The organism is Pseudomonas syringae pv. cilantro (assembly GCF_001293775.1).
Taxonomy (GTDB): Bacteria; Pseudomonadota; Gammaproteobacteria; order Pseudomonadales; family Pseudomonadaceae; genus Aquipseudomonas; species Aquipseudomonas syringae_P.
In genome coordinates, this window is the sequence record NZ_LGLN01000099.1 from 156,480 (window position 1) to 177,117 (window position 20,638).

Annotated in this window: 16 protein-coding genes, 2 tRNA genes and 2 pseudogenes; 9 read left to right on the forward strand and 11 right to left on the reverse strand. The window is 59.0% G+C overall.

The window, feature by feature from the left end; genetic code table 11:
- Window positions 1–4: 4 nt before the first annotated feature.
- A pseudogene (locus ABJ99_RS26230) lies at window positions 5–280 on the forward strand (transposase); the annotation flags it as partial.
- A gap of 151 nt (window positions 281–431) precedes the next feature.
- On the opposite strand, the gene ABJ99_RS26235 reads toward ABJ99_RS26230, so the two are convergent.
- From ABJ99_RS26235 to ABJ99_RS26260, 6 genes are all read right to left on the reverse strand, one after another.
- Window positions 432–507 (reverse strand) — tRNA-Gly (locus tag ABJ99_RS26235).
- Window positions 508–509: 2 nt separating this feature from the next.
- A tRNA-Gly gene (locus tag ABJ99_RS26240) sits at window positions 510–585 on the reverse strand.
- A 67-nt stretch (window positions 586–652) separates the two neighbouring features.
- A complete protein-coding gene (gene pgsA, locus ABJ99_RS26245; protein WP_054088270.1) occupies window positions 653–1,213 on the reverse strand; it encodes a CDP-diacylglycerol--glycerol-3-phosphate 3-phosphatidyltransferase in 561 nt (186 codons plus the stop codon).
- Between the two features lie 32 nt (window positions 1,214–1,245).
- Complete coding sequence (gene uvrC, locus ABJ99_RS26250) at window positions 1,246–3,069, reverse strand: excinuclease ABC subunit UvrC (RefSeq protein ID WP_054079997.1); 1,824 nt, start codon at window positions 3,067–3,069, stop codon at window positions 1,246–1,248.
- Between the two features lie 2 nt (window positions 3,070–3,071).
- Window positions 3,072–3,716: a response regulator transcription factor GacA gene (gene gacA / locus ABJ99_RS26255; RefSeq protein ID WP_007249425.1), complete on the reverse strand. Its 645-nt coding sequence runs from the start codon at window positions 3,714–3,716 to the stop codon at window positions 3,072–3,074.
- 189 nt (window positions 3,717–3,905) lie between these two features.
- Window positions 3,906–4,247 carry a helix-turn-helix domain-containing protein gene (locus tag ABJ99_RS26260; protein ID WP_054088271.1) on the reverse strand — a complete coding sequence of 114 codons (342 nt, stop codon included), beginning with the start codon at window positions 4,245–4,247 and terminating at the stop codon, window positions 3,906–3,908.
- Between the two features lie 82 nt (window positions 4,248–4,329).
- Between ABJ99_RS26260 and ABJ99_RS26265 the strand changes: the two genes are divergently transcribed.
- From ABJ99_RS26265 to ABJ99_RS26295, 7 genes are all read left to right on the forward strand, one after another.
- Window positions 4,330–4,560, forward strand: a complete 231-nt coding sequence (locus tag ABJ99_RS26265) for a DNA-binding protein (RefSeq protein WP_054088272.1) — start codon at window positions 4,330–4,332, stop codon at window positions 4,558–4,560.
- Between the two features lie 627 nt (window positions 4,561–5,187).
- The gene (locus ABJ99_RS26270; RefSeq protein ID WP_054088273.1) at window positions 5,188–6,270 is read left to right on the forward strand and encodes a 3-deoxy-7-phosphoheptulonate synthase; all 1,083 of its coding nucleotides are present in this window, start codon (window positions 5,188–5,190) and stop codon (window positions 6,268–6,270) included.
- Window positions 6,271–6,351: 81 nt separating this feature from the next.
- Complete coding sequence (locus ABJ99_RS26275; RefSeq protein ID WP_007249421.1) at window positions 6,352–6,633, forward strand: peptidylprolyl isomerase; 282 nt, start codon at window positions 6,352–6,354, stop codon at window positions 6,631–6,633.
- A 186-nt stretch (window positions 6,634–6,819) separates the two neighbouring features.
- Window positions 6,820–8,688, forward strand: coding sequence for an extracellular solute-binding protein (locus ABJ99_RS26280; RefSeq protein WP_054088274.1), 1,869 nt, complete (start codon window positions 6,820–6,822; stop codon window positions 8,686–8,688).
- Complete coding sequence (locus ABJ99_RS26285; protein WP_054088275.1) at window positions 8,689–9,753, forward strand: microcin C ABC transporter permease YejB; 1,065 nt, start codon at window positions 8,689–8,691, stop codon at window positions 9,751–9,753.
- Window positions 9,753–10,775 carry an ABC transporter permease gene (locus ABJ99_RS26290; protein WP_054088276.1) on the forward strand — a complete coding sequence of 341 codons (1,023 nt, stop codon included), beginning with the start codon at window positions 9,753–9,755 and terminating at the stop codon, window positions 10,773–10,775. The genes ABJ99_RS26285 and ABJ99_RS26290 overlap by 1 nt, the downstream gene beginning before the upstream one ends.
- A gap of 1 nt (window position 10,776) precedes the next feature.
- Window positions 10,777–12,354, forward strand: a complete 1,578-nt coding sequence (locus ABJ99_RS26295) for an ABC transporter ATP-binding protein (RefSeq protein WP_054088277.1) — start codon at window positions 10,777–10,779, stop codon at window positions 12,352–12,354.
- A gap of 201 nt (window positions 12,355–12,555) precedes the next feature.
- Here ABJ99_RS26295 and ABJ99_RS26300 read toward each other — a convergent pair whose 3' ends face one another.
- A complete protein-coding gene (locus ABJ99_RS26300) occupies window positions 12,556–13,728 on the reverse strand; it encodes a PilT/PilU family type 4a pilus ATPase (protein ID WP_054088278.1) in 1,173 nt (390 codons plus the stop codon).
- Window positions 13,729–13,869: 141 nt separating this feature from the next.
- Here ABJ99_RS26300 and ABJ99_RS26305 point away from each other — a divergent pair, with 141 nt between their 5' ends.
- Window positions 13,870–14,145, forward strand: a complete 276-nt coding sequence (locus ABJ99_RS26305; protein ID WP_054088279.1) for a peptidylprolyl isomerase — start codon at window positions 13,870–13,872, stop codon at window positions 14,143–14,145.
- 106 nt (window positions 14,146–14,251) lie between these two features.
- On the opposite strand, the gene pgm is transcribed toward ABJ99_RS26305, so the two are convergent.
- The 4 genes and pseudogenes from pgm to ABJ99_RS26325 all read right to left on the reverse strand — a co-directional run.
- A complete protein-coding gene (pgm, locus tag ABJ99_RS26310) occupies window positions 14,252–15,898 on the reverse strand; it encodes a phosphoglucomutase (alpha-D-glucose-1,6-bisphosphate-dependent) (RefSeq protein ID WP_054088280.1) in 1,647 nt (548 codons plus the stop codon).
- 141 nt (window positions 15,899–16,039) lie between these two features.
- The gene (locus ABJ99_RS26315) at window positions 16,040–18,292 is read right to left on the reverse strand and encodes an ATP-dependent DNA helicase (protein WP_054088281.1); all 2,253 of its coding nucleotides are present in this window, start codon (window positions 18,290–18,292) and stop codon (window positions 16,040–16,042) included.
- 177 nt (window positions 18,293–18,469) lie between these two features.
- Window positions 18,470–19,870 (reverse strand): aminotransferase-like domain-containing protein, encoded by a 1,401-nt coding sequence (locus tag ABJ99_RS26320; RefSeq protein ID WP_054088282.1) that lies wholly within the window; start codon window positions 19,868–19,870, stop codon window positions 18,470–18,472.
- 93 nt (window positions 19,871–19,963) lie between these two features.
- A pseudogene (locus ABJ99_RS26325) lies at window positions 19,964–20,578 on the reverse strand (hypothetical protein); the annotation flags it as partial.
- Between the last annotated feature and the right edge of the window lie 60 nt (window positions 20,579–20,638).

Below are 20,638 nucleotides of genomic sequence, written 5' to 3' on the forward strand. Positions count from 1 at the left end.
TCGAGCCCAGCGCCGTTATGTCTCACGACATGCCCATGAAGAGGCTTTCGAGCGGATGGAGCAAAGAATGCACGCGCATCCTGAGATGATGGCCAACCGAAGATCCATCGTTGAGCACCCCTTCGGCAACCTCAAGCAATGGCTATTTGGTAATGGCCGTTTCTTGCTGCGACAACTGGAGGGTACAAAAGCTGAAATGGCCTTGGCGGTGAATGCCTATAACCTGAAACGAGCGATTAAAGTGCTCGGTGTGCGCCATCTGATGGCTTTGATGGGCTGAGCGGCCATTTTTTCGTCTGCGGCCAATACAAAACAAAACGCCCCGAACAAGTCGGGGCGTTTGCTTGGGCCTTCATCAGCGTGTTTTCACACAGTCTGCGAAGGTCCTTTTTTACTGGCTTCAGGATGATAAAACCCTGCAGCGTTATATCTGGAGCGGGAAACGAGACTCGAACTCGCGACCCCGACCTTGGCAAGGTCGTGCTCTACCAACTGAGCTATTCCCGCANTGGAGCGGGAAACGAGACTCGAACTCGCGACCCCGACCTTGGCAAGGTCGTGCTCTACCAACTGAGCTATTCCCGCATTGTCTTGATGACAGGCCGCTATTCTAGCCATTCGAATAACAACGTCAAGCCTTTGATTCAAAAACTTATTTTTTTTCAGCAGCCGCACTGAGGTGTGGCCATGCGGCTCTGAGGTATTGCACCATCGACCACAGGGTCAGCCCAGCGGCAACAAGCAACAAGGCGTAGCCGAAAATCACCCAGAAGGTGATGGCAGGCGGGTTACCCAGCAAGATCACCAGCGCCAGCATCTGTGCGGCGGTCTTCCATTTGCCCATGCTGGACACGGCGACTTGCGCACGCGCGCCTATTTCCGCCATCCATTCACGAAGCGCGGAGATCACGATTTCACGGCCGATGATCACTGCCGCCGGCAGGGTCAGCCAGAGGTTGGCGTGCGCCTGAACCAGCAGCACCAGAGCCACCGCCACCATCAGTTTGTCTGCCACCGGATCGAGAAAGGCGCCAAACGGCGTACTTTGCTCAAGGCGGCGTGCCAGATACCCGTCGAGCCAATCGGTCGCCGCAGCGAACGCAAAGACTGCACTGGCTGCCATGTAGCTCCAGTGATAAGGCATGTAGAACAACAAAATGAAGATCGGAATCAGCAAGACGCGTAGTACGGTGATCAGATTAGGGATATTCATCGGCACAACTGGCTACGAGGTGAGCGGGCATTCTACTCGCTGTGCAGGTTTGCATAAATCGACTCTGCGAGCTTTTTGCTGATTCCGGGTGCTTTTGCGATTTCGTCGATGCTTGCACGGGACAATTCCTGTAATCCACCGAAGTGTTTGAGCAGATCCCGACGCCGGGTCGGCCCTACTCCGGCAACGCCTTCAAGGGTCGACGTGCGTCGGGTTTTGCCGCGTCGCGCCCGGTGACCGGTGATGGCGAAGCGGTGAGCCTCATCGCGAATCTGCTGAATGAGGTGCAGCGCCGGCGAATCACCGGGCAGCGTGAACTCATGCGCCGCATCATTCAGATAAAGTGTTTCAAAACCGGCCTTGCGCGTTGTGCCCTTGGCCACGCCCAGCAGAATCAGATCAGGGACCTGCAACTCGTTGAGCACATCGCGTGCCATGGACATCTGCCCCTTGCCGCCGTCAACAAGCAGCACATCGGGCAACTTGCCCTCCCCGGCCTTGATCCGGCTGTAGCGGCGGGTCAACGCCTGGTGCATGGCCGCATAGTCATCGCCCGCCGTCACGCCCTCGATATTGAAACGCCGGTAATCGGACTTGATCGGCCCTTCCGGACCAAACACCACACACGACGCGACCGTCGCCTCGCCGCTGGAGTGACTGATGTCATAGCATTCAAGACGCATCGGCGGGTCGTCGAGCCCCAGCACCACAGCCAGCGCCTCGAATCGCGCAGCAACGTGCTGACGATTGGCCAGTCGCGCCGCCAGCGCCTGCTCGGCATTGGTGACGGCCATCTGCTGCCAGCGAGCCCGGGTTCCGCGCACGCGGTGGCTGATGACCATTTCAACGCCGCGCAGCTCTTCGATGGCATCGATCAGCGCCGGGAAGTCTTCGTTGACCACGTTGACAATCACTTCGCCCGGCAGCTCCCGGTCGATGCCGCCGAGAAAATACTGAGCCAGGAACGCCGACATCACTTCGCCGACCTCCTCTTCTATGCCCACCTGCGGGAAGAAGTTCTTGCTGCCGAGTACCCGGCCGCCACGCACGCTGATCAGGTGCACGCACGCTCCACCCGGATTGACGAACGCAGCCACAACATCCACATCGCCGGTGCCGCCGTCCATGCTTTGCTGATCCTGGACGCGCCGCAATAATGCCACTTGATCCCGCAACTCGGCAGCGCGTTCGAAATCGAGCGCCATCGCGGCCTTTTCCATCGCAGTGTTCAGCTCGTCGCTCAGCGCATTGCTGCGCCCTTCGAGAAACATGACCGAGTGGCGCACGTCTTCGGCGTAAACCTCCGGCTCGACCAGGCCGACACACGGGCCTTTGCAGCGCTTGATCTGGTATTGCAGGCACGGCCGGGTGCGGTTCTTGAAGTAGCTGTCCTCACACTGGCGAACCTGAAAAGTTTTCTGCAGCAGACTGAGGCTTTCGCGAATGGCGCCTGCGCTCGGGTAAGGACCGAAGTATCGGCCTTTGGCTTTCTTGGCACCGCGATGAATGCTCAGTCGCGGAAACGCGCTATCGGACAAGAACACATAGGGGTAAGACTTATCATCGCGCAGCAGGATGTTGTAGGGAGGCCGCCACTCTTTGATGAGGGTCTGCTCCAGCAACAACGCTTCGGTTTCATTACCCGTGATCGTCGTTTCGATCTGAGCGATACGCGCTACCAAAGCTCCGGTCTTGGGCGCGTGGCCGGTCTTGCGAAAATAACTGGCGAGACGCTTTTTGAGGTTTTTGGCCTTGCCGACATAAAGCAACGTGGCGTCGGCGTCAAACATGCGGTAAACGCCGGGGCGACCACTACAGGTCGCGAGAAATGCACTTGGATCGAATGTCTGGGTCATGTTCAGGCGCTGGCATCTACCATGCCGTGGCGTACAGCAAGTAAAGCCAGTTCAACATCGCTGCTGATCGAAAGCTTTTCAAAAATACGATATCGGTAAGTATTCACGGTTTTCGGCGACAGGCACAGTTTGTCGGATATGGTCTGCACCTTCTGGCAGCCCACGATCATCAGGGCAATCTGGATCTCGCGTTCGGAAAGCAGATCGAACGGCGAATTGTTGACCTGTGGCTGAAACGATTTCAACGCCAGTTGCTGGGCGATCTGTGGGCTGATGTAACGCTGACCGGCAAACACCAGACGGATGGCCTGAACCATCTCCGCGAGCCCTGCACCTTTGGTCATGTAGCCCGCAGCACCGGCCTGGAGCAAACGGGTCGGAAACGGGTCTTCTTCACAGACGGTGACGGCAACCACCTTGATGTCCGGATGGCTGCGCAGCATTTTGCGCGTCGCTTCAAGGCCGCCGATGCCTGGCATCTTGACGTCCATGAGCACGACATCAGGCTTGAGCTCGCGCGCCTTTTTCAGCGATTCCTCACCGGAATCCGCCTGCCCCACGACCTGCAGACCGTCTATGTCGGCCAGCATGCGAGTGATGCCTGTCCGGACAAGATCATGGTCATCGACAACTAGCACCCTAATCAAGCAGACACCTCGCGCAACGGTCATAACGAATGACAATCACCATAACAAAAACCGCGAGTCAGACCTAGCACTGAGAAGTGTGACTCGCAATAATTAGTCATCAATTCGTTTGAGTGGGTCTGCCAGGACTCCCGAATCCCTCACAAAGTGGTGGATCGGCGCCATGTCATGAAAGACCTGGAAGCGTCTTCAAACCGTGCTGCCAGGTGCGGAAAGCTCGGCAATCGTGGTGGCCAGACGTCTTATGGCGTCTTGGTGCTCCTTATCCAGTACCCGGTAGCTGCCCAGAACTTTTTCTTCAGCATCGCTTAGATCGTTGACCGGGGTAGGTGTGGGAGTCCCAGTGAGCACGTAAAGTACATCCACGCCTCTGGCTGCCACTGCGGCCAGGTAATCGGCCTTGGGGGTCCGTTCACCGCTTTCATATTTGCCCTGAGCGTTTGCTTCAACACCGCCGATTTCCCCGAAAACACGCTGGGACAACCCCAGACGTTCTCTTTCTTTTCTTAGCCGGTATCCAATTCCACTCATTTGAATGCATAACCCTGTTGACCCCATCCTTACGAATGGTAGAATCGATCTAAATTTAAACTGATTTGAATGGTTTTGAACTATGCCCGGAATACGCACCGCCGCACAAGCCAAGGCCTGGCTAGAACAACAAGGTAAATCTGTTCAACAATTCGCTCGTGAAAACAACATTGATCCAGCGACGACTTATCAGGTGTTGGCAGGCCGCAAAAAGGGCCGACGCGGCGAGGCGCATAAAGTGGCAGTCTTGCTAGGTATGAAGATAGGCATCATTCCCGGCGAAGAATCCGGGCTGGATAAATCCCAAAACTAAGCGTCAACCTGCCCTGCCAGACAGCTGACTCGATTCTCTGACTTTCTCGTACCACGCAGTGTATTTCCCACACCTCTTGATAATCAGACCGATGTGATTTTCCAATTGAATGCTTCGCCTTTCTTGCAGTAAGCTCCTGCTCATTCAATGGAGATCACCATGTCACGATCCACCCTCTCACTGCTCCAGGCCTGCACCAGCGTCTATCGCTGTGCCTGCTCTGTGGCTGTGCGCGCGGCATCGTTGAGCACGGGTCTGCAATTCAACACTTATTATGGGTATTGGTTTAGCCACTGGCGCGCCTGATACCTGTCCGGCGCCCACTTCAAAGGGACGCCAACCAGAGAATTCTCTACCCCCGGTCGGCTTCCCGACCGGGGGTTTCGTTTTTTAAAGCCCTGAAAAATCACACTGCATCATTTGAGGATCACGACATGAACGACGCCACTTATTACCGCAACGAAATCGACTTCGCCTGGCGATTTAGCAAGTCCCGCTCGGAACAGCCTGCCGCCTCCGACCGGTCACTGCCAGGTGGCAACTGTAAATGCACGGCCGATACGGCCCATTGTCGAACACCCCAGTAGGGTTCGAGCGGGAGTGTCCCGCCGCCCAGGAAGCCAGAACATGAATTCTTCCGTTGCCGTAAAACCGTCCGACCTGTCCAGCCAGACCGTCTGTTTACTGGACTCCCGCCCCGTCTCGAAACGTTTGCCGAGCCCGCTCGAGCTGAAAAACCGCCTGCCGCTGAATGCGGCTCTGAGCGAACAGGTCAGCGCCCATCGTCGTGCGATAAGTGCCATTCTTGAGGGTGAAGACTCCAGACTGTTGATCATCGTCGGCCCCTGCTCGATCCATGACCCACAAGCTGCGCTCGAATACGCAGAGCGCCTCGCCGCCCTGGCCGCTGAAGTCAGCGACCAGATGTTGCTGGTCATGCGCGCCTACGTCGAAAAGCCGCGCACCACGATCGGCTGGAAAGGTCTTGCCTATGATCCGCATCTTGACGGCAGTGACGACATGGCCGCCGGCCTGGCGCTGTCGCGGCAGCTCATGCTGCACATGCTGAAGCTGGGCTTGCCGATCGCCACCGAGATTCTGCAACCGATGGCCGCCAGCTACTTCGACGACCTGCTGAGCTGGGTTGCCATCGGCGCACGCACCACCGAGTCGCAGATCCATCGTGAAATAGCCAGCGGTCTGCCAATGGCAGTCGGTTTCAAGAACGGCACCGATGGTGGCGTCGCGGTGGCCTGTGATGCCATGCGCTCGGCTGCTCATCCGCATCGCCACTTCGGCATGGACCGCGATGGCCATCCGGCGATTATCGAAACACAGGGCAACCCGGTTACGCATATTGTATTGCGCGGTGGACATGGAGGCCCCAACTACGACCAGCAGCATGTCGCTCAGGTGCAGGCAAGCCTGACCAGAAACCGGATTGCCTCACGAATCATGGTCGATTGCAGCCACGCCAATAGCGGCAAGGACCCGCTGCGCCAGCCGCAGGTGTTCAATGATGTGCTGGAGCAACGACTGCGTGGCAATGCTGCTTTGATCGGCATGATGATCGAAAGCCATTTGTTCGACGGCTGCCAGGCGCTTGGGGAAACGCTGACGTACGGCGTTTCGGTCACCGACGGTTGCCTGGGCTGGGCAGGCACCGAACAGCTGCTGCGCGGAGCGGTGGACCGGCTGCGCTACCGATAACGTTCGTGATGGAACTTTGTCGGGAAATGCCGCACTGAATCCGGTAGGCTGATTCTTTTTTTTAACAGGAGATTGTTTCCCATGGCTAAAGCCACTGCCCGCCACATCCTCGTTTCGAGCGAAGACAAGTGCAACGAACTGAAAACGCAGATTGAAGGCGGCGCTGATTTCGCAGAAATCGCCAAGGCCAATTCCAGCTGCCCGTCCAGCCGTCAGGGTGGCGATCTGGGTTCGTTCGGTCCAGGCCAGATGGTCAAGGAATTCGACACTGTCGTATTCAGCGCGCCAGTGAATGTTGTTCAGGGTCCGGTAAAGACTCAGTTCGGCTATCACCTGCTGGAAGTGACCAGCCGCCAGGACTGATCCTGTCCCGCGGGTGAACAGACGGCCCCTCTTCGGATGGGCCGTTTTCGTTTGTGGCGCGACTCAAGGCAATCAACAGCAGCGGCTTGGCGAAGCCCTGATTTGTCTGTAGAAGATAGCGCTATGAAGCAGTTGGTTGCCCTTAACCCTGACATCAGCTCGTGAATGTCAGTCAGGATTCGAGTCATGCGCGTTGCCTGTTTATCGTTGATCGCTCTAACGCTGACGTTCGTCGGTGCCTTTCAAGATGTTTCCGCACAGCCACAGCACGCCCTGACCGTCTATGGAGAAGCGCCGCGCTACCCGGCCGATTTCAGGCACTTCGATTACGTGAACCCCGACGCCCCCAAAGGCGGCAGCATGCGCCGCTCGGCCATCGAGATCGGGCAGTTCGATCACCTGATGCCGTTTACCGACAAAGGCATGGGCGTGTCACAGATCAATGGCATGCTTTATTCGCCGCTGGCAGCACGTTCCCTGGATGAGCCCTACACGGTATACGGGCTCGTCGCAGAGAAAATGGAACGGGGCGCGGACGGTTTGTCTCTGCGCTTCTACCTGAACCCGAAAGCACGCTTCGCTGATGGCACACCGATCACGGCCGACGACGTCAAGTACACCTATGATCTGCTGATGACCCAAGGCAGCATGCAATACCGGACCCAGTTCGAAGCCGTCGCCGGCGTGCACGTCGAATCGGCAACGCAGATCCGCTTTGATTTCAAGAACAACGACAGCCGCACCCTGCCCCTTGATCTCGCCTCATTGCCGGTGTTTCCGGAGCATTGGTGGAAAACCCGCGATTTTGCCAGTGGCGCCGGTTTCGAGGTACCACCGGGCAGCGGTCCTTACCGCATCGGCCATGTCGACCCGGGCCGCAGCATCACCTTCGAACGCGATCCTGACTGGTGGGGCAAGGATCTGCCGGTCAACAAAGGCATGTACAACTTCGATAAATTCACCGTTGAGTATTTCGGCGATATCGACGTGGCGCGCACTGTCCTCAAAGGCGGTGCCTACGACTACAACCGCGAGTTTTCCGCGACCGGTTATTCCATCCGCTATGACGGCCCGTCGCTGAGTGACGGGCGACTGCAAAAAGGCCAACTGGCCAAGGGCGCGGTACAAAGCTCGCAAGGTTTCGTTTTCAATCTGAGCAAGCCCATGTTTCGGGACCGCCGCGTGCGCAAGGCACTGGCCATGCTCTGGGACTTCGAATGGACCAACCGGCAGATGATGCGCGACATGTACATCCGCCAGAGCAGTTACTTTTCCAATTCGGAGCTGGCCGCCACTCAATTGCCCACGGCTGCCGAGCTGAAAATCCTCGAGCCTCTGCGTGGCACGGTGCCCGACGAGGTATTCGACAGCGTTTTTAAGGCTCCGCAAACAGATGGCACAGGTTTCATTCGTGACAAGCAACTACAGGCCCTGGCGCTGATGAAAGAAGCAGGCTGGACCCCGAAAGGCGATGATCTGGTCAACGCGCATGGGGAACCGTTCAGCTTTACCTTCCTCAACAGCCAGGTCGGTTTCGAGCGCATGCTATTGCCCTATAAACGCACCCTGGCGCAGATCGGTATCCATTTCGATATTCGCCGGATCGATTCAGCGCAATATCTGAACCGGGTCATGGCGCGGGACTACGACATGATCGTCACGGGCTACGCCGTCTCCACGTCGCCGGGGGCCGAGCTGTACAATAACTTCGGTTCGAAACTGGCCATGGACCCTGGTTCAAGCAACTATATGGCCCTCCAGGACCCGGCAGTGGACACCCTGATTGCCGGTCTGCTCAAAGCCGACAGTAAACAGACGATGACAGACTATGCACGCTGTCTGGACCGCGTGCTGCAATGGAATGATTACTGGATACCCAACTATTACCCGCCGGGCTCTTCCACCGTGTGGTGGAACCGTTTCGGTATTCCGAAGATACAGGCCAGCAACAATGAAGCCATCGAAACCTGGTGGGAGATCAGCCCGACGCCGCTGACCAACGAGCAATTCGCCGAGAAGCGCGGTGCGTCAGCCCTTCCTGCGGAGATCAACTGAATGCTCGGTTACATCCTGCGGCGCCTGCTGCTGATCATTCCTACCCTGCTGTGCATCCTGCTGGTCAATTTCTTCATCGTACAAGCCGCGCCAGGCGGGCCGGTCGAACAGGCCATTGCCCGCCTGCAAGGTATCGGCGGCGTAACGGCAGGTGCCGTTGCCAGCGAATCGGCCGGTGCCGGGCATTCCCGCGCCTCACGCGGCCTGGACCCCAAACTGATCAAGGACATCGAACGACAGTACGGTTTCGACAAGCCGTTGCACGAACGTATGTGGCTGATGCTGAAGAATTACGCCCGCCTGGACTTCGGCAACAGCTTCTTTCGCGGCGCCAGCGTGACGGATCTGATCCTGCAAAAGATGCCGGTATCGATCTCGCTGGGGCTGTGGGCGACATTACTGACGTACCTGGTGTCGATCCCGCTGGGCATTCGCAAGGCGGTCAAGCATGGCAGTCAGTTCGATATCTGGAGCAGCACCGCGATCATCATTGGCTACGCCATGCCGGCTTTTCTGTTCGCCATGCTGCTGGTAGTGGTGTTCTGCGGCGGCACCTCGCTCGACTGGTTTCCGGTACGCGGGCTGGTGTCGGACAACTTCAATGAGTTATCGATCGTCGGCAAAATCGCTGACTACTTCTGGCATCTGGTGTTGCCCGTTTCGGCCCTGGTGATTGGCGGCTTTGCCACGCTGACGCTGCTTACCAAGCATTCCTTTCTCAATGAAATCACCCGCCAATACGTGACCACCGCGCGCGCCAAAGGCATGAGCGAGCGGCGGGTGCTGTACGGGCATGTGTTTCGTAACGCGATGCTGCTGGTGGTGTGTGGCATTCCACAGGCATTCATCAGCGTATTCTTTGCCGGCTCGCTGCTGATCGAGGTGATTTTCTCGCTGGATGGTCTGGGTCGCATGAGCTATGAGGCGGCGGTTTCGCGGGACTATCCCGTCGTGTTCGGTTCGCTGTTCATCTTCACGGTGTTCGGCCTGCTGATCAAACTGGTCGGTGACATCTGTTACATGCTGGTCGACCCGAGAATCGACTTCAGCGCGAGGAGTGCCTGATGCGCAGCCTTTCACCGCTCGCGCGTCGCCGTCTGGAGCGTTTTCGCAGCAACCGTCGCGGCTGGTGGTCGCTGTGGCTGTTCTGCGGCCTGTTTGTCCTGACCCTGGGCGGCGAACTGATCGCCAACGACAAGCCACTGGTGATCAGTTATCAGCACTCGCTGTATTTTCCGGTTTTCAAACGCTACACGGAGCAGGCGTTCGGCGGTGAACTGCCTTTCCAGCCCGATTACCGCAGCGATTACGTGCGCAAGCTGATTGCCAAAGGCGACGGCTGGATGATGTTTCCGCCGATTGCGTTCAGCGCCGACACACCCAATTACGACTTGACCACTCCAGCCCCCAGCCCGCCCTCATCCACGAACTGGCTGGGGACGGACGATCAGGCGCGGGACGTACTGGCTCGAGTCATCTTCGGCGCCCGGGTCTCGATTCTGTTCGCCCTGGCCTTGACCGCCATCAGCGCATTGATCGGCATCACGGCCGGAGCGCTACAAGGTTATTACGGCGGCTGGGTGGACCTGTTCGGTCAGCGTCTGCTCGAAGTCTGGTCGGGCTTGCCGGTGCTTTATCTGCTGATCATTCTGTCTGGCTTTGTCGAACCTGATTTCTGGTGGCTGTTGGGCATCATGGCGTTGTTCTCCTGGCTAACGCTGGTTGACGTGGTACGTGCCGAGTTCCTGCGTGGCCGCAACCTCGAATACGTCAAAGCAGCGCGCGCGCTGGGCCTAGGGGATCGCAAAGTGATCATGCGCCACATCCTGCCCAACGCCATGACAGCGACCTTGAGCTACCTGCCGTTCATCCTCACCGGTGCCATTTCGACCCTGACCGCATTGGATTTCCTCGGCTTCGGCATGCCTGCAGGCAGCGCTTCGCTGGGGGAGCTTATCGCTCAGGGCAAACAGAACCTGCAAGCGCCCTGGCTGGGCCTGACCGCGTTCTTCGCCCTTGCTCTGATTCTTACGCTACTGGTGTTCATTGGCGAGGCGCTGCGCGATGCCTTCGACCCGAGGTCCTGACATGTCGGAAAATCTGATCGAAATTCGCCAGTTGAGCGTCGCGTTCAGCGGCCAGAAAGTGGTCAGCAACCTGAGCCTGGATGTCCGGCGTGGAGAATGCCTGGCGCTGGTCGGCGAATCCGGGTCGGGTAAATCGGTCACCGCGCATTCGATTTTGCAACTGCTGCCACGCAGCGGCACGCAGACCACCGGCAGCATCACCTACCGCGGGCAAGAACTGGTAGGCGCCGACGACCGCACCCTGCTCGAGCTGCGTGGCAACCGGATTGCGATGATCTTCCAGGAGCCGATGACCTCGCTGAACCCGCTGCACAGCGTGGCCCGGCAAATCGGCGAAACTCTGTTGCTGCATCGCGGCATGAGCGGTCGTGAAGCGCAGAAGCGTATCGTCGAGCTGTTGGAGCTGGTCGGTATTCAACAGCCTGAAAAGCGCCTCAAAGCCTACCCCCATCAGCTGTCTGGCGGCCAGCGTCAGCGGGTGATGATCGCCATGGCGCTGGCGTGCGAGCCAGAGCTGCTGATTGCCGACGAGCCGACCACAGCGCTGGACGTGACTGTGCAACGCAAGATTCTGCTGCTGCTCAAGGAGCTGCAGCAGCGCCTGAACATGTCACTGCTGCTGATCAGCCATGATTTGAACCTGGTGCACAGCGTGGCGCAGCGGGTGTGCGTGATGCGCGCCGGCGAGATTGTCGAGCAGGCCGACTGCAAGTCACTGTTCAAAGCGCCGCAACACCCTTACAGCCGCCTGCTGCTGGATGCCGAGCCAGCGGGAGAACCGCTGCCTCGCGACAGCCGGGAAACCGTGCTGCAAGTCGATAACCTGAAAGTCTGGTTCTCGCTGACCGGCGGCCTGTTGCGGCGACATCAGGAATACCTGAAAGCGGTGGACGACATCAGCCTGAGCATCGAACGCGGCAAAACGCTGGGCATCGTCGGCGAGTCGGGCTCCGGCAAATCGACACTGGGCCAGGCGATCCTGCGCCTGGTGGAATCCCAGGGCAGCATTCGCTTTCGCGGACAGGCGCTGGACAGCTTGAGCCAGAAACAGATGCACCCGTGGCGCAAAGAGATGCAAGTGGTCTTTCAAGACCCTTACGGCAGCCTCAGCCCCCGTATGTCCGTGGCGCAGATCATCAGCGAAGGGCTGGAGGTGCACAGCCCGCTCTCGCTCGAGCAACGCGACGCCGAGGTGATTCGGGCGTTGCAGGAAGTGGGTATCGATCCGCAAAGCCGCCATCGTTACCCGCATGAGTTTTCCGGCGGCCAACGCCAGCGCATCGCCATTGCCCGTGCACTGGTGCTGAAGCCAGCCTTGATCCTGCTCGACGAGCCGACCTCGGCACTGGACCGCACCGTGCAGAAACAGGTCGTCGCCCTGCTCCGCGATCTCCAGCAAAAACATGGCCTGACCTACCTGTTCATCAGCCACGATCTGGCCGTGGTCAAGGCCCTGGCCCATGACGTGATCGTGGTCAAGAACGGCAAAGTGGTCGAACGCGGGGCCAGCCACGAGGTGTTCGACACACCGCAGCACCCTTATACACAGGAGTTGCTGGCGGCGGCGCATCCGGGTTGATGGTTGTTAGCTGTTCTGTGGATTGATGCCGCGCTGGAGCTTTGCGTCCGCTCTTGATTGCGCGGCGTGACGTAGAGCTGTGACGCAGAGCGTCACGAACGGCGTTCCCACGCTGGAGCTTGTGGAACGATACCTCAACTATCGTGCGACGCTCTGCGTTGGCATGCCGTTCTGGACGCCCTTTGCGTTAGCTCGCCAGCCTCAAGCCTGCGGGCCGCCCGGCTCGTCGTCGTCGACCAGCCCCCATTCGGCCGTGCTTGCGGTGCGGCTGCCGGTGGGTGCGGGGGGCGGCGTGGTCAGGGTGATAGCCCCGCCTTCACTGTGCAGCTTAAGACGCAGCCGCACGTTGTTCTGCGAGTCGGCATTCTTCAGCGCTTCTTCTTCGCTGATCGCGCCCTCTACGGCCAGATTGAACAACGCGCTGTCAAACGTCTGCATGCCAAGGCTGCCGGACTTCTCCATGATGCCTTTGAGTTCGGTCAGTTCGTTACGCTGGATCAGATCGCGAATGGTCGGCGTGCCCATCATCACTTCCACCGCTGCACGGCGCTTGCCCTCAGGGGTCTTGACCAGCCGCTGGGAGACGAACGCCTTGAGGTTGTTACCCAGGTCATGCAGCAACTGTGAACGCCGCTCTTCCGGGAAAAAGTTGATGATACGGTCCAGCGCCTGATTGGCGTTGTTGGCGTGCAGGGTCGAGATGACCAGGTGCCCGGTGTCAGCAAACGCCAGCGCGTGCTCCATGGTTTCGCGATCCCGGATTTCGCCGATCAGAATCACGTCCGGTGCCTGACGCAGGGTGTTCTTCAACGCAGCGCGGAAGCTGCGGGTATCGACGCCGACTTCGCGCTGATTGACGATCGACTTCTTGTGCCGATGGATAAACTCTACCGGGTCTTCAATCGTGATGATGTGGCCGCTGGCATTGCGGTTGCGATAGTCGATCAGCGCTGCCAGCGAGGTCGATTTACCCGAACCGGTGGCACCGACGAACAGCACCAGGCCATGCTTTTCCATGACCACATCGAGCAGCACCGGCGGCAGGAACAGGTCCTCGAAGCGCGGTATATCCAGCTTGATGTTACGGGCGACAATAGACACTTCGTTGCGCTGCATGAAGATATTGATCCGGAAACGACCAATACCTGCCAGCGACACCGCCAGGTTCATTTCCAGCTCGCGCAGAAACTCGAGTTTCTGCTCTTCATCCATCAGCCCCTGGGCAATCGACGCCACTTCGCCGGGCTTGAAAGTCTCGCTGCCCAGCGGTTTGAGTACCCCGTTGAACTTGGCACACGGCGGTGCTCCGGTGGAAAGATAGAGGTCCGATCCGTCCTGATTGGCCAGAATCTTCAATAGCGCCGGAAAATCCATAATCAATACCGTACAAGATGAATGAGCAAACGATGAGCCGTTGTGGCGGCATACGCGACAACTGGCAGCACGTCACCGGGCAGGCAAGCGCTGACAAGGACAGGCATAATGGCAGCCTTTTGCGACAGGTGATATTGCGACATGAAAGCCCAGGCCCGCCATATTCTGGTGAAAACCGCTGAGGAAGCCGAGCAGCTCAAGCAGCGCATCGCCAAGGGCGAGGCGTTTGATGTGCTGGCCAAAAAACATTCTAGCTGTCCGTCCGGCAAACGTGGCGGCGATCTGGGCGAAGTCAGGCCTGGGCAAATGGTGGGCGCCATCGACCAGATAATCTTCAAGAAGCCATTGCGCGTCGTGCACGGCCCGATCAAGAGCAAATTCGGTTATCACCTGGTGCAAGTTTTCTATCGCGACTGACCGTCACGCCTTGAAGCAAAAAACCTCGGGCCGTTTTGCGACCCGAGGTTTCAGAAAGCATCAGCAAGAGCATGCCCGCGCAAACACAGGCATGCCGCTGCTCGTCTTACTTGGGCGAAATGGCCCCATCGACCAGCACCTGAGCTTCTGCTACCAGGCGCTTGAGGTGGTCTTCGCTGACAAAACTCTCGGCGTAGATCTTGTAGATGTCCTCGGTGCCTGACGGACGGGCCGCGAACCAGCCGTTCTCGGTCATGACTTTCACGCCGCCAAACGCCTGATCGTTACCTGGCGCATGGCTGAGTACCTTCTGAATAGGCTCGCCAGCCAGTTCGGTGGACGTCACCTGCTCTGGCGACAACTTGCTCAGCAACGCTTTCTGCTGCGGGTTGGCCTTGGCATCGACGCGGGTCGAAAACGGCTCGCCCAGTTCATCGGTCATGGTCTTGTAGATTTCGCTCGGGTCACGACCGGTACGCGCCGTCATTTCCGCCGCCAGCAACGCCGGGATCAGGCCGTCCTTGTCGGTGGTCCAGACCGTACCGTCACGCCGCAGGAACGAAGCCCCGGCACTTTCTTCGCCACCAAAGCCCAGCGAGCCCTCGAACAGCCCTTGCGCGAAGTACTTGAAGCCGACCGGCACTTCATACAGGCGACGGCCGAGACGTGCGGCTACCCGATCGATCATGCCGCTGCTGACCACGGTCTTGCCGACCGCTGCATCGGCGCGCCAGTCCGGACGGTTCTGAAACAGGTAGTCGATGGACACTGCCAGGTAGCTGTTGGGCGTCATCAGTCCGCCCGTCGGGGTCACGATGCCGTGCCGATCATGATCCGGGTCGCAGGCGAAAGCGACCTGATAGCGGTCTTTGAGGCCGATCAGGCTTTGCATGGCGTGGCTGGACGACGGGTCCATACGAATCTGGCCGTCCCAGTCCACCGTCATGAAACGGAACGTGGAATCGACGAACTTGTTCACGACGTCCAGATTCAGGCCGTAATGCTCGCCAATCGCCGACCAGTAGTTTACCCCGGCACCGCCCAGCGGATCGACACCCAGGCGCAACCCCGAATTGCGGATAGCGTCCAGATCGATGACGCTCTTCAGATCGGCCACGTAGGTATTGAGGTAGTCATGGCGGTGCGTGGTGTCGGCGCGCAGGGCTTTTTCATGGCTGATACGCGAAACACCGACGATCTTCTCGGCCAGCAGCTCGTTGGCCTTGTTCTCGATCCACTTGGTGACGTCACTGTCAGCCGGGCCGCCATTGGGCGGGTTGTACTTGAAGCCGCCGCTTTGCGGCGGATTGTGCGACGGCGTGATCACGATGCCGTCAGCCAGGCCCGCCGTGCGCCCACGGTTGTAGCAGATGATTGCGTGGGAAACCGCTGGCGTCGGGGTGTATTCGTCGCCTTCGGAAATCATGACCTGCACACCATTGGCTGCCAGCACTTCAAGCGCAGAGGCCGCAGCAGGCGTGGACAACGCATGAGTATCAGCCCCCAGGAACAACGGGCCGTCGATACCGTTGGCCTTGCGATACAGGCAGATCGCCTGGCTGATAGCCAGCACATGCCACTCATTGAAGCCCAGTTCGAATGAAGTGCCGCGATGCCCGGACGTGCCGAACGCTACGCGCTGGGTGGGCACCGATGCATCAGGCTGGCCGGTGTAATAAGCCGTGACCAGTCTCGGGATATCAACCAGTAACTGCGCAGGTGCCAGCTTGCCGGCGAAAGGACTGAGACTCATACAACCTCCATGAACAGCGAATACTAAAAAGACTGCCACGCGAAAAACCATGATCAGCGCGGCAGTTTACTGGCAGTTCGACAGCGATGCTCGGTTATCGATCCCTAGGGTCTGTTCCCGTTTCNGAAACGGGAACAGACCCTAGCCGCAGGTTTCAGGTCGCCACCATGCCGGAAACAGCTGAGTCACCTTGGGCTCGGCAAAGCGATCATCGATCAACATCACCATGCCCGTGTCATTCTGACTGCGGATCACCCTGCCCGCTGCCTGCACGACCTTTTGCATGCCGGGATACAGATAGGTGTAATCGTAGCCAGCGCCGAACAGCGCGGCCATGCGTTGCTTGAACTGTTCGTTGACCGGGTTGAGTTGCGGCAGGCCCAGCGTAGCGATGAACGCGCCGATCAAGCGTGCGCCCGGCAAATCGATCCCCTCCCCGAATGCGCCGCCCAGCACCGCAAAGCCGATGCCCTGGCTGCTCAAGGTAAAACGATCAAGAAACGTGTGGCGTTCAGCTTCGCCCATGCCTCGCGCCTGCTGCCACAAGGTAATGTGCGGATACGTACGCGCCATCAGCCCGGCCACCTGTTGCAAGTAATCGAAGCTACTGAAAAACGCCAGATAATTACCCGGCCTGGCGTCGAACTGGTCAGCCATCAGCTCGACAATCGGCGCCAGTGACGCCTGTCGATGAGTGAAGCGGGTTGAAATACGGCTGATAATCCGCACGTCCAGTTGCTCATGATGAAACGGCGACTCAACGTCGATCCAGGCGGTATTGGCCGGCAACCCGAGCAGGTCGGCGTAGTAATGCCGGGGGTTGAGCGTGGCGGAAAACAGCACGCTGCTGCGTGCTGCGCTCAGGCGAGGCCGAATGAAGCGCGCGGGTACCACATTGCGCAGGCTCAGCCGCGACAACACCCGCTTACTGCCCGCCTCGCGTCGGCAGATATCGAAAATGAAGTGCTCGTCAAACAGTTCGGCGATGCGCGCAAAACCGATGGCTTCCAGATAGAAGCCCTGCAGCGTGCCGTCCACTGCCTGCGGGTGTTCGTTGAAATGATCACCAATCGTCGAAATACACAGATTCAGGCTACTGAGAAATTTGTCCGGAGCCGCTGAGTAGGCCTGGTACTCGGCGAGTTGCGCCTTGTGCAGCGCGTTCCATTGTCGGTCAAGGCGCTGCAGCGCTTTTTTCACGGGCTCGGGCGCGGTCTGAATCAGCGCTTTCAACTGGCTCTGATCGAGGCTGGCGCTGTACATCTGGCGCGCCCGTTCGACCATGTTGTGCGCTTCATCGACCAGCACCGCCACCCGCCACTGATTGAGCTGGCCGAGGCCGAACAGCAGCGCACTGAGGTCGAAGTAATAGTTGTAGTCGGCAATCACCACGTCGGCCCAGCGCGCCAGCTCCTGGCTCAGGTAATAAGGACAGACCTGATGCAGCAACGCCGCGTCGCGCACGCTGGCTTGATCCAGACAGGGCGATTGCAGCGCAGCCGAGCGCGCCGCGGGCAGACGATCGTAAAAACCTTTGGCCAGCGGGCAGGAATCACCGTTGCAGGCCTTGTCCGGGTACTCGCAGGTCTTGTCCCGCGCCACCAGTTCCAGCACCCGCAGCCTGAGTTCGGGCGCGCTGCGGTTGATCACCTGCAACGCATCCAGCGCCAGACGGCGTCCCGGCGTCTTGGCCGTGAGAAAGAAAATCTTGTCCAGTCGCTGACCGGGCGCAGCTTTGAGCAACGGGAACAACGTGCCCACTGTCTTGCCGATACCGGTTGGCGCCTGAGCCATCAGGCAACAGCCCGTGCTGGCCGCCTTGTACACCGACTCCGCCAGTGCGCGTTGCCCGGTGCGGAATACAGGATGGGGAAATTTCAGCGTGCTCAGGGTCGAGTGCAACGCCTGAGTGTGCGCCAGTTCCTGCTGCGCCCAGCCGAGAAAGATCGCGCATTGCTGCTCGAAGAATTGTTGCAGCGTAACGGCGCTGAAATGCTCTCGAATCAGGGTTTCCTGCTCGCTGACAATATTGAAATACACCAGCGCCAGCGTGACGTCCTCCAGGCGCAGGCGCTGGCAGAGCAGCCAGCCGTACACCTTCACCTGTGCCCAGTGCAACTGCCGATGGTTGGCGGGCATGGCCTCCAGCTCGCCGCGATAGGTCTTCACTTCTTCCAGCTGATTGCGAGCCGCGTCGTACCCATCCGCCCTGCCGCGCACGGTCAGTTCGCGATAGTCGCCCGTCAAGGACAGTTCGGCCTGATAATCGGCACCGCGACGCGACGCGACAGTCCGATGCCCGGCAATCCCTTCCTGAGCAGTCGGTGATGGTGTGAAGCGCAGGTCGAGATCGCCCACTTTGGCCGTGAACTCGCACAAGGCGCGTACTGCCACTACATAACGTTCGGGCGAATCGCTGGCGGGGGCTGGCGTCGGATCGGGATTGGCGGAAGTCTGGGAAGTCACTGCGCGGGGGAGCCGTTGGTTGCAAATACTGGACAAGCGTCCAGTTAACAGCCTTGAAAGACGTCTGGCAAATACAAATGGATCGACGGCCGTCCCGTCAGCGGGCTATGGCAGCCGCGCCCTGCTTAATGCCTCTCCCAGCGTGGTCAGCAACCCAGCCACATCCCGGCTCCAGTCGATGGCACAACTGATACGCAAACACTGATCATACCGACCTTGCAGGCTGAACAGTTCGCCGGGGGCAATGACCATGCGCTCGTCGAGCATCCAGTCAAAGACCTGGCGCATGTTCACCGGGTGTCGGCTTTCGGCCCACACACCGCAGCCCCCTGCCGGGACTTCATAGCGCAGTGCATGACCCGCATGCTCATTGAGTTGCTGCGTCATCGCTGACGTGCGTTCCGCCAGCACGTCGCGCAGCCCGCTCAGTAGGATGTCCAGCCGTGCGCTGCCGTACAGCCTGGCAATTGCCTTCTGGCGGAGGCGCGGCAGCTCGAACGCACGGAGCAGAAAACCGGCGTGCCAGCGCTCTTCGAGTTGTTTGCACAACAGGTAGCCGTAAGGCGCTTCAGGGCCGAGGGTCTTGTCGAACGCCCCCATGATTACCAGGCGTTGCGGATCGATCAGGTGACGCAAATGACAGGGCTCGTCAGCGAAACTCAACGCGCTGTGACTGTCATTTTCCAGCACCCAGACCTTATGACGATTGATCACGTCAGCCAGCGCCTGACTATTGCTTGACGGTCGCGCACTGCCGCGCAGCGGATTGAGGAACGAAGACAACACCACAAGTCCAAGGGAGTTTTCCAGTAATAGCCGCTCCAGTTGCTCAGGATCGAGGCTGCCGGTTTCATCCAGCGGCAATTCGTGGACCCGGATATCAAGCGACTGCAACACCCGCAGCAGGGGCCAGGCGCAGGGCGACTCCACCAAAACCGCACCACCGCGCAGCCGCAACGTATCGATTACCATCATGAACGCCGCGAGCAAATCGGGAGTAACGTAAACATTGTCTGCGTGCCAGCAATGCGCCGCATCATAGGTATGACGAGCAGCCAGCGCGGTACGCAATTCCAGATCGCCGAATGGCTGAAAATCAGCCTCTCGCGAGCGTGGATAATGGCGCGCCAGTTCACACTCAATGGACAGTAACGGACTTTCTGGCCAGTGCAGCAGCGTTGGCTCGTCACTGTTCAGCAGCAGCATGCCAGGACGCCTGGCGTTGCACAGCAGTGCGTGCAGAAGGTCGTCGTTCCGGCTGCGTTGTGCATCTGATGCGCTACTGCGCGACACCGCGTAGTAACCCGACTTGGCCACCGAATAGACGCGCCCTTCTTCCTCCAGCAGCGAGTAGGCACTTTGCACCGTGGAGATCGATACGCGCAGACGGCATGCAAGCTGGCGCAGTGACGGCATTTTCAGCGCCAACTCGCCTTGCTCCTGATTGGCCAGACGGACGAGATAGCGATAAACCGCCTGGTAGGCGAAGTCGGTGTGGTCTTTCATGCAAGTCATCCAGCGCTCAGTCGCCAAAGAGTCCGGGCAATTACCACAGGGCTGCCGCCAAGCGACCGGCCACAGCCCTGATCCGCCCCCGGTTCAGCGCCCGGACAGGACCTCGGCGAGCGCCTCGCCGGTGGCCGGGTCTATGCTCATGACCCGTCCTTTGTCAGGGTCGGCGGCGCGTATTCTGGCGATGAGCGAATCCGGATCGGCAAAGTCCACGCGCTGCTTGTCATAGAGGTTCTGCAGCCCTTTGAGACTCAAACCGCTGATGTCCACCAGCCACTGCATGACCTGATCCGGCGCAGTCGAGCCTGACAGCGCCTTGTGCAGGTCCGGCAGCGCGACCAGCATGCCCGGATGGCAACTGCGCAAAAACGCTTCAAGACCGTGTCCTTGGTCGACGAAGGGCGAGAACAACATACAGACCAGCTGGGTTTCGCTCAGGCCAAAACCTTCCTGAGCAAAGCTTGAAGCGAGCTCGCGGCGCATGTCGATGCGCGCCTGCCCGGCATAAGCACTCAGTGCTTTATCAATCAACCGAGGCGGCATCTGCTTTCTGCGCATCAGCGAAGCCGCCAGCTCCAGGTACTCGGCAATCCCGTCAGCGTAGCTGCGCTCGTGCAGGTATTGCGCGCTGAGGCCACGCATGTGTGCCATCAGCAACGGATTGGCGCAATCCGATTCACTGAAGCTGAACGCCAGATCGTCGGTATCCGCGCCACAAACCCCACCTAGAAAAAATGAGGATCTGATTTAGCGAGGCATCTC

What these genes read in the sequence shown, in the direction of transcription:
- pgsA (WP_054088270.1), bottom strand. Translation starts at nt 1,213, where the DNA reads ATGAATATCCCTAATCTGATCACCGTACTACGCGTCTTGCTGATTCCG.
- uvrC (WP_054079997.1), bottom strand. Translation starts at nt 3,069, where the DNA reads ATGACCCAGACATTCGATCCAAGTGCATTTCTCGCGACCTGTAGTGGT.
- ABJ99_RS26260 (WP_054088271.1), bottom strand. Translation starts at nt 4,247, where the DNA reads ATGAGTGGAATTGGATACCGGCTAAGAAAAGAAAGAGAACGTCTGGGG.
- ABJ99_RS26265 (WP_054088272.1), top strand. Translation starts at nt 4,330, where the DNA reads ATGCCCGGAATACGCACCGCCGCACAAGCCAAGGCCTGGCTAGAACAA.
- ABJ99_RS26270 (WP_054088273.1), top strand. Translation starts at nt 5,188, where the DNA reads ATGAATTCTTCCGTTGCCGTAAAACCGTCCGACCTGTCCAGCCAGACC.
- ABJ99_RS26275 (WP_007249421.1), top strand. Translation starts at nt 6,352, where the DNA reads ATGGCTAAAGCCACTGCCCGCCACATCCTCGTTTCGAGCGAAGACAAG.
- ABJ99_RS26280 (WP_054088274.1), top strand. Translation starts at nt 6,820, where the DNA reads ATGCGCGTTGCCTGTTTATCGTTGATCGCTCTAACGCTGACGTTCGTC.
- ABJ99_RS26285 (WP_054088275.1), top strand. Translation starts at nt 8,689, where the DNA reads ATGCTCGGTTACATCCTGCGGCGCCTGCTGCTGATCATTCCTACCCTG.
- ABJ99_RS26290 (WP_054088276.1), top strand. Translation starts at nt 9,753, where the DNA reads ATGCGCAGCCTTTCACCGCTCGCGCGTCGCCGTCTGGAGCGTTTTCGC.
- ABJ99_RS26295 (WP_054088277.1), top strand. Translation starts at nt 10,777, where the DNA reads ATGTCGGAAAATCTGATCGAAATTCGCCAGTTGAGCGTCGCGTTCAGC.
- ABJ99_RS26300 (WP_054088278.1), bottom strand. Translation starts at nt 13,728, where the DNA reads ATGGATTTTCCGGCGCTATTGAAGATTCTGGCCAATCAGGACGGATCG.
- ABJ99_RS26305 (WP_054088279.1), top strand. Translation starts at nt 13,870, where the DNA reads ATGAAAGCCCAGGCCCGCCATATTCTGGTGAAAACCGCTGAGGAAGCC.
- pgm (WP_054088280.1), bottom strand. Translation starts at nt 15,898, where the DNA reads ATGAGTCTCAGTCCTTTCGCCGGCAAGCTGGCACCTGCGCAGTTACTG.
- ABJ99_RS26320 (WP_054088282.1), bottom strand. Translation starts at nt 19,870, where the DNA reads ATGAAAGACCACACCGACTTCGCCTACCAGGCGGTTTATCGCTATCTC.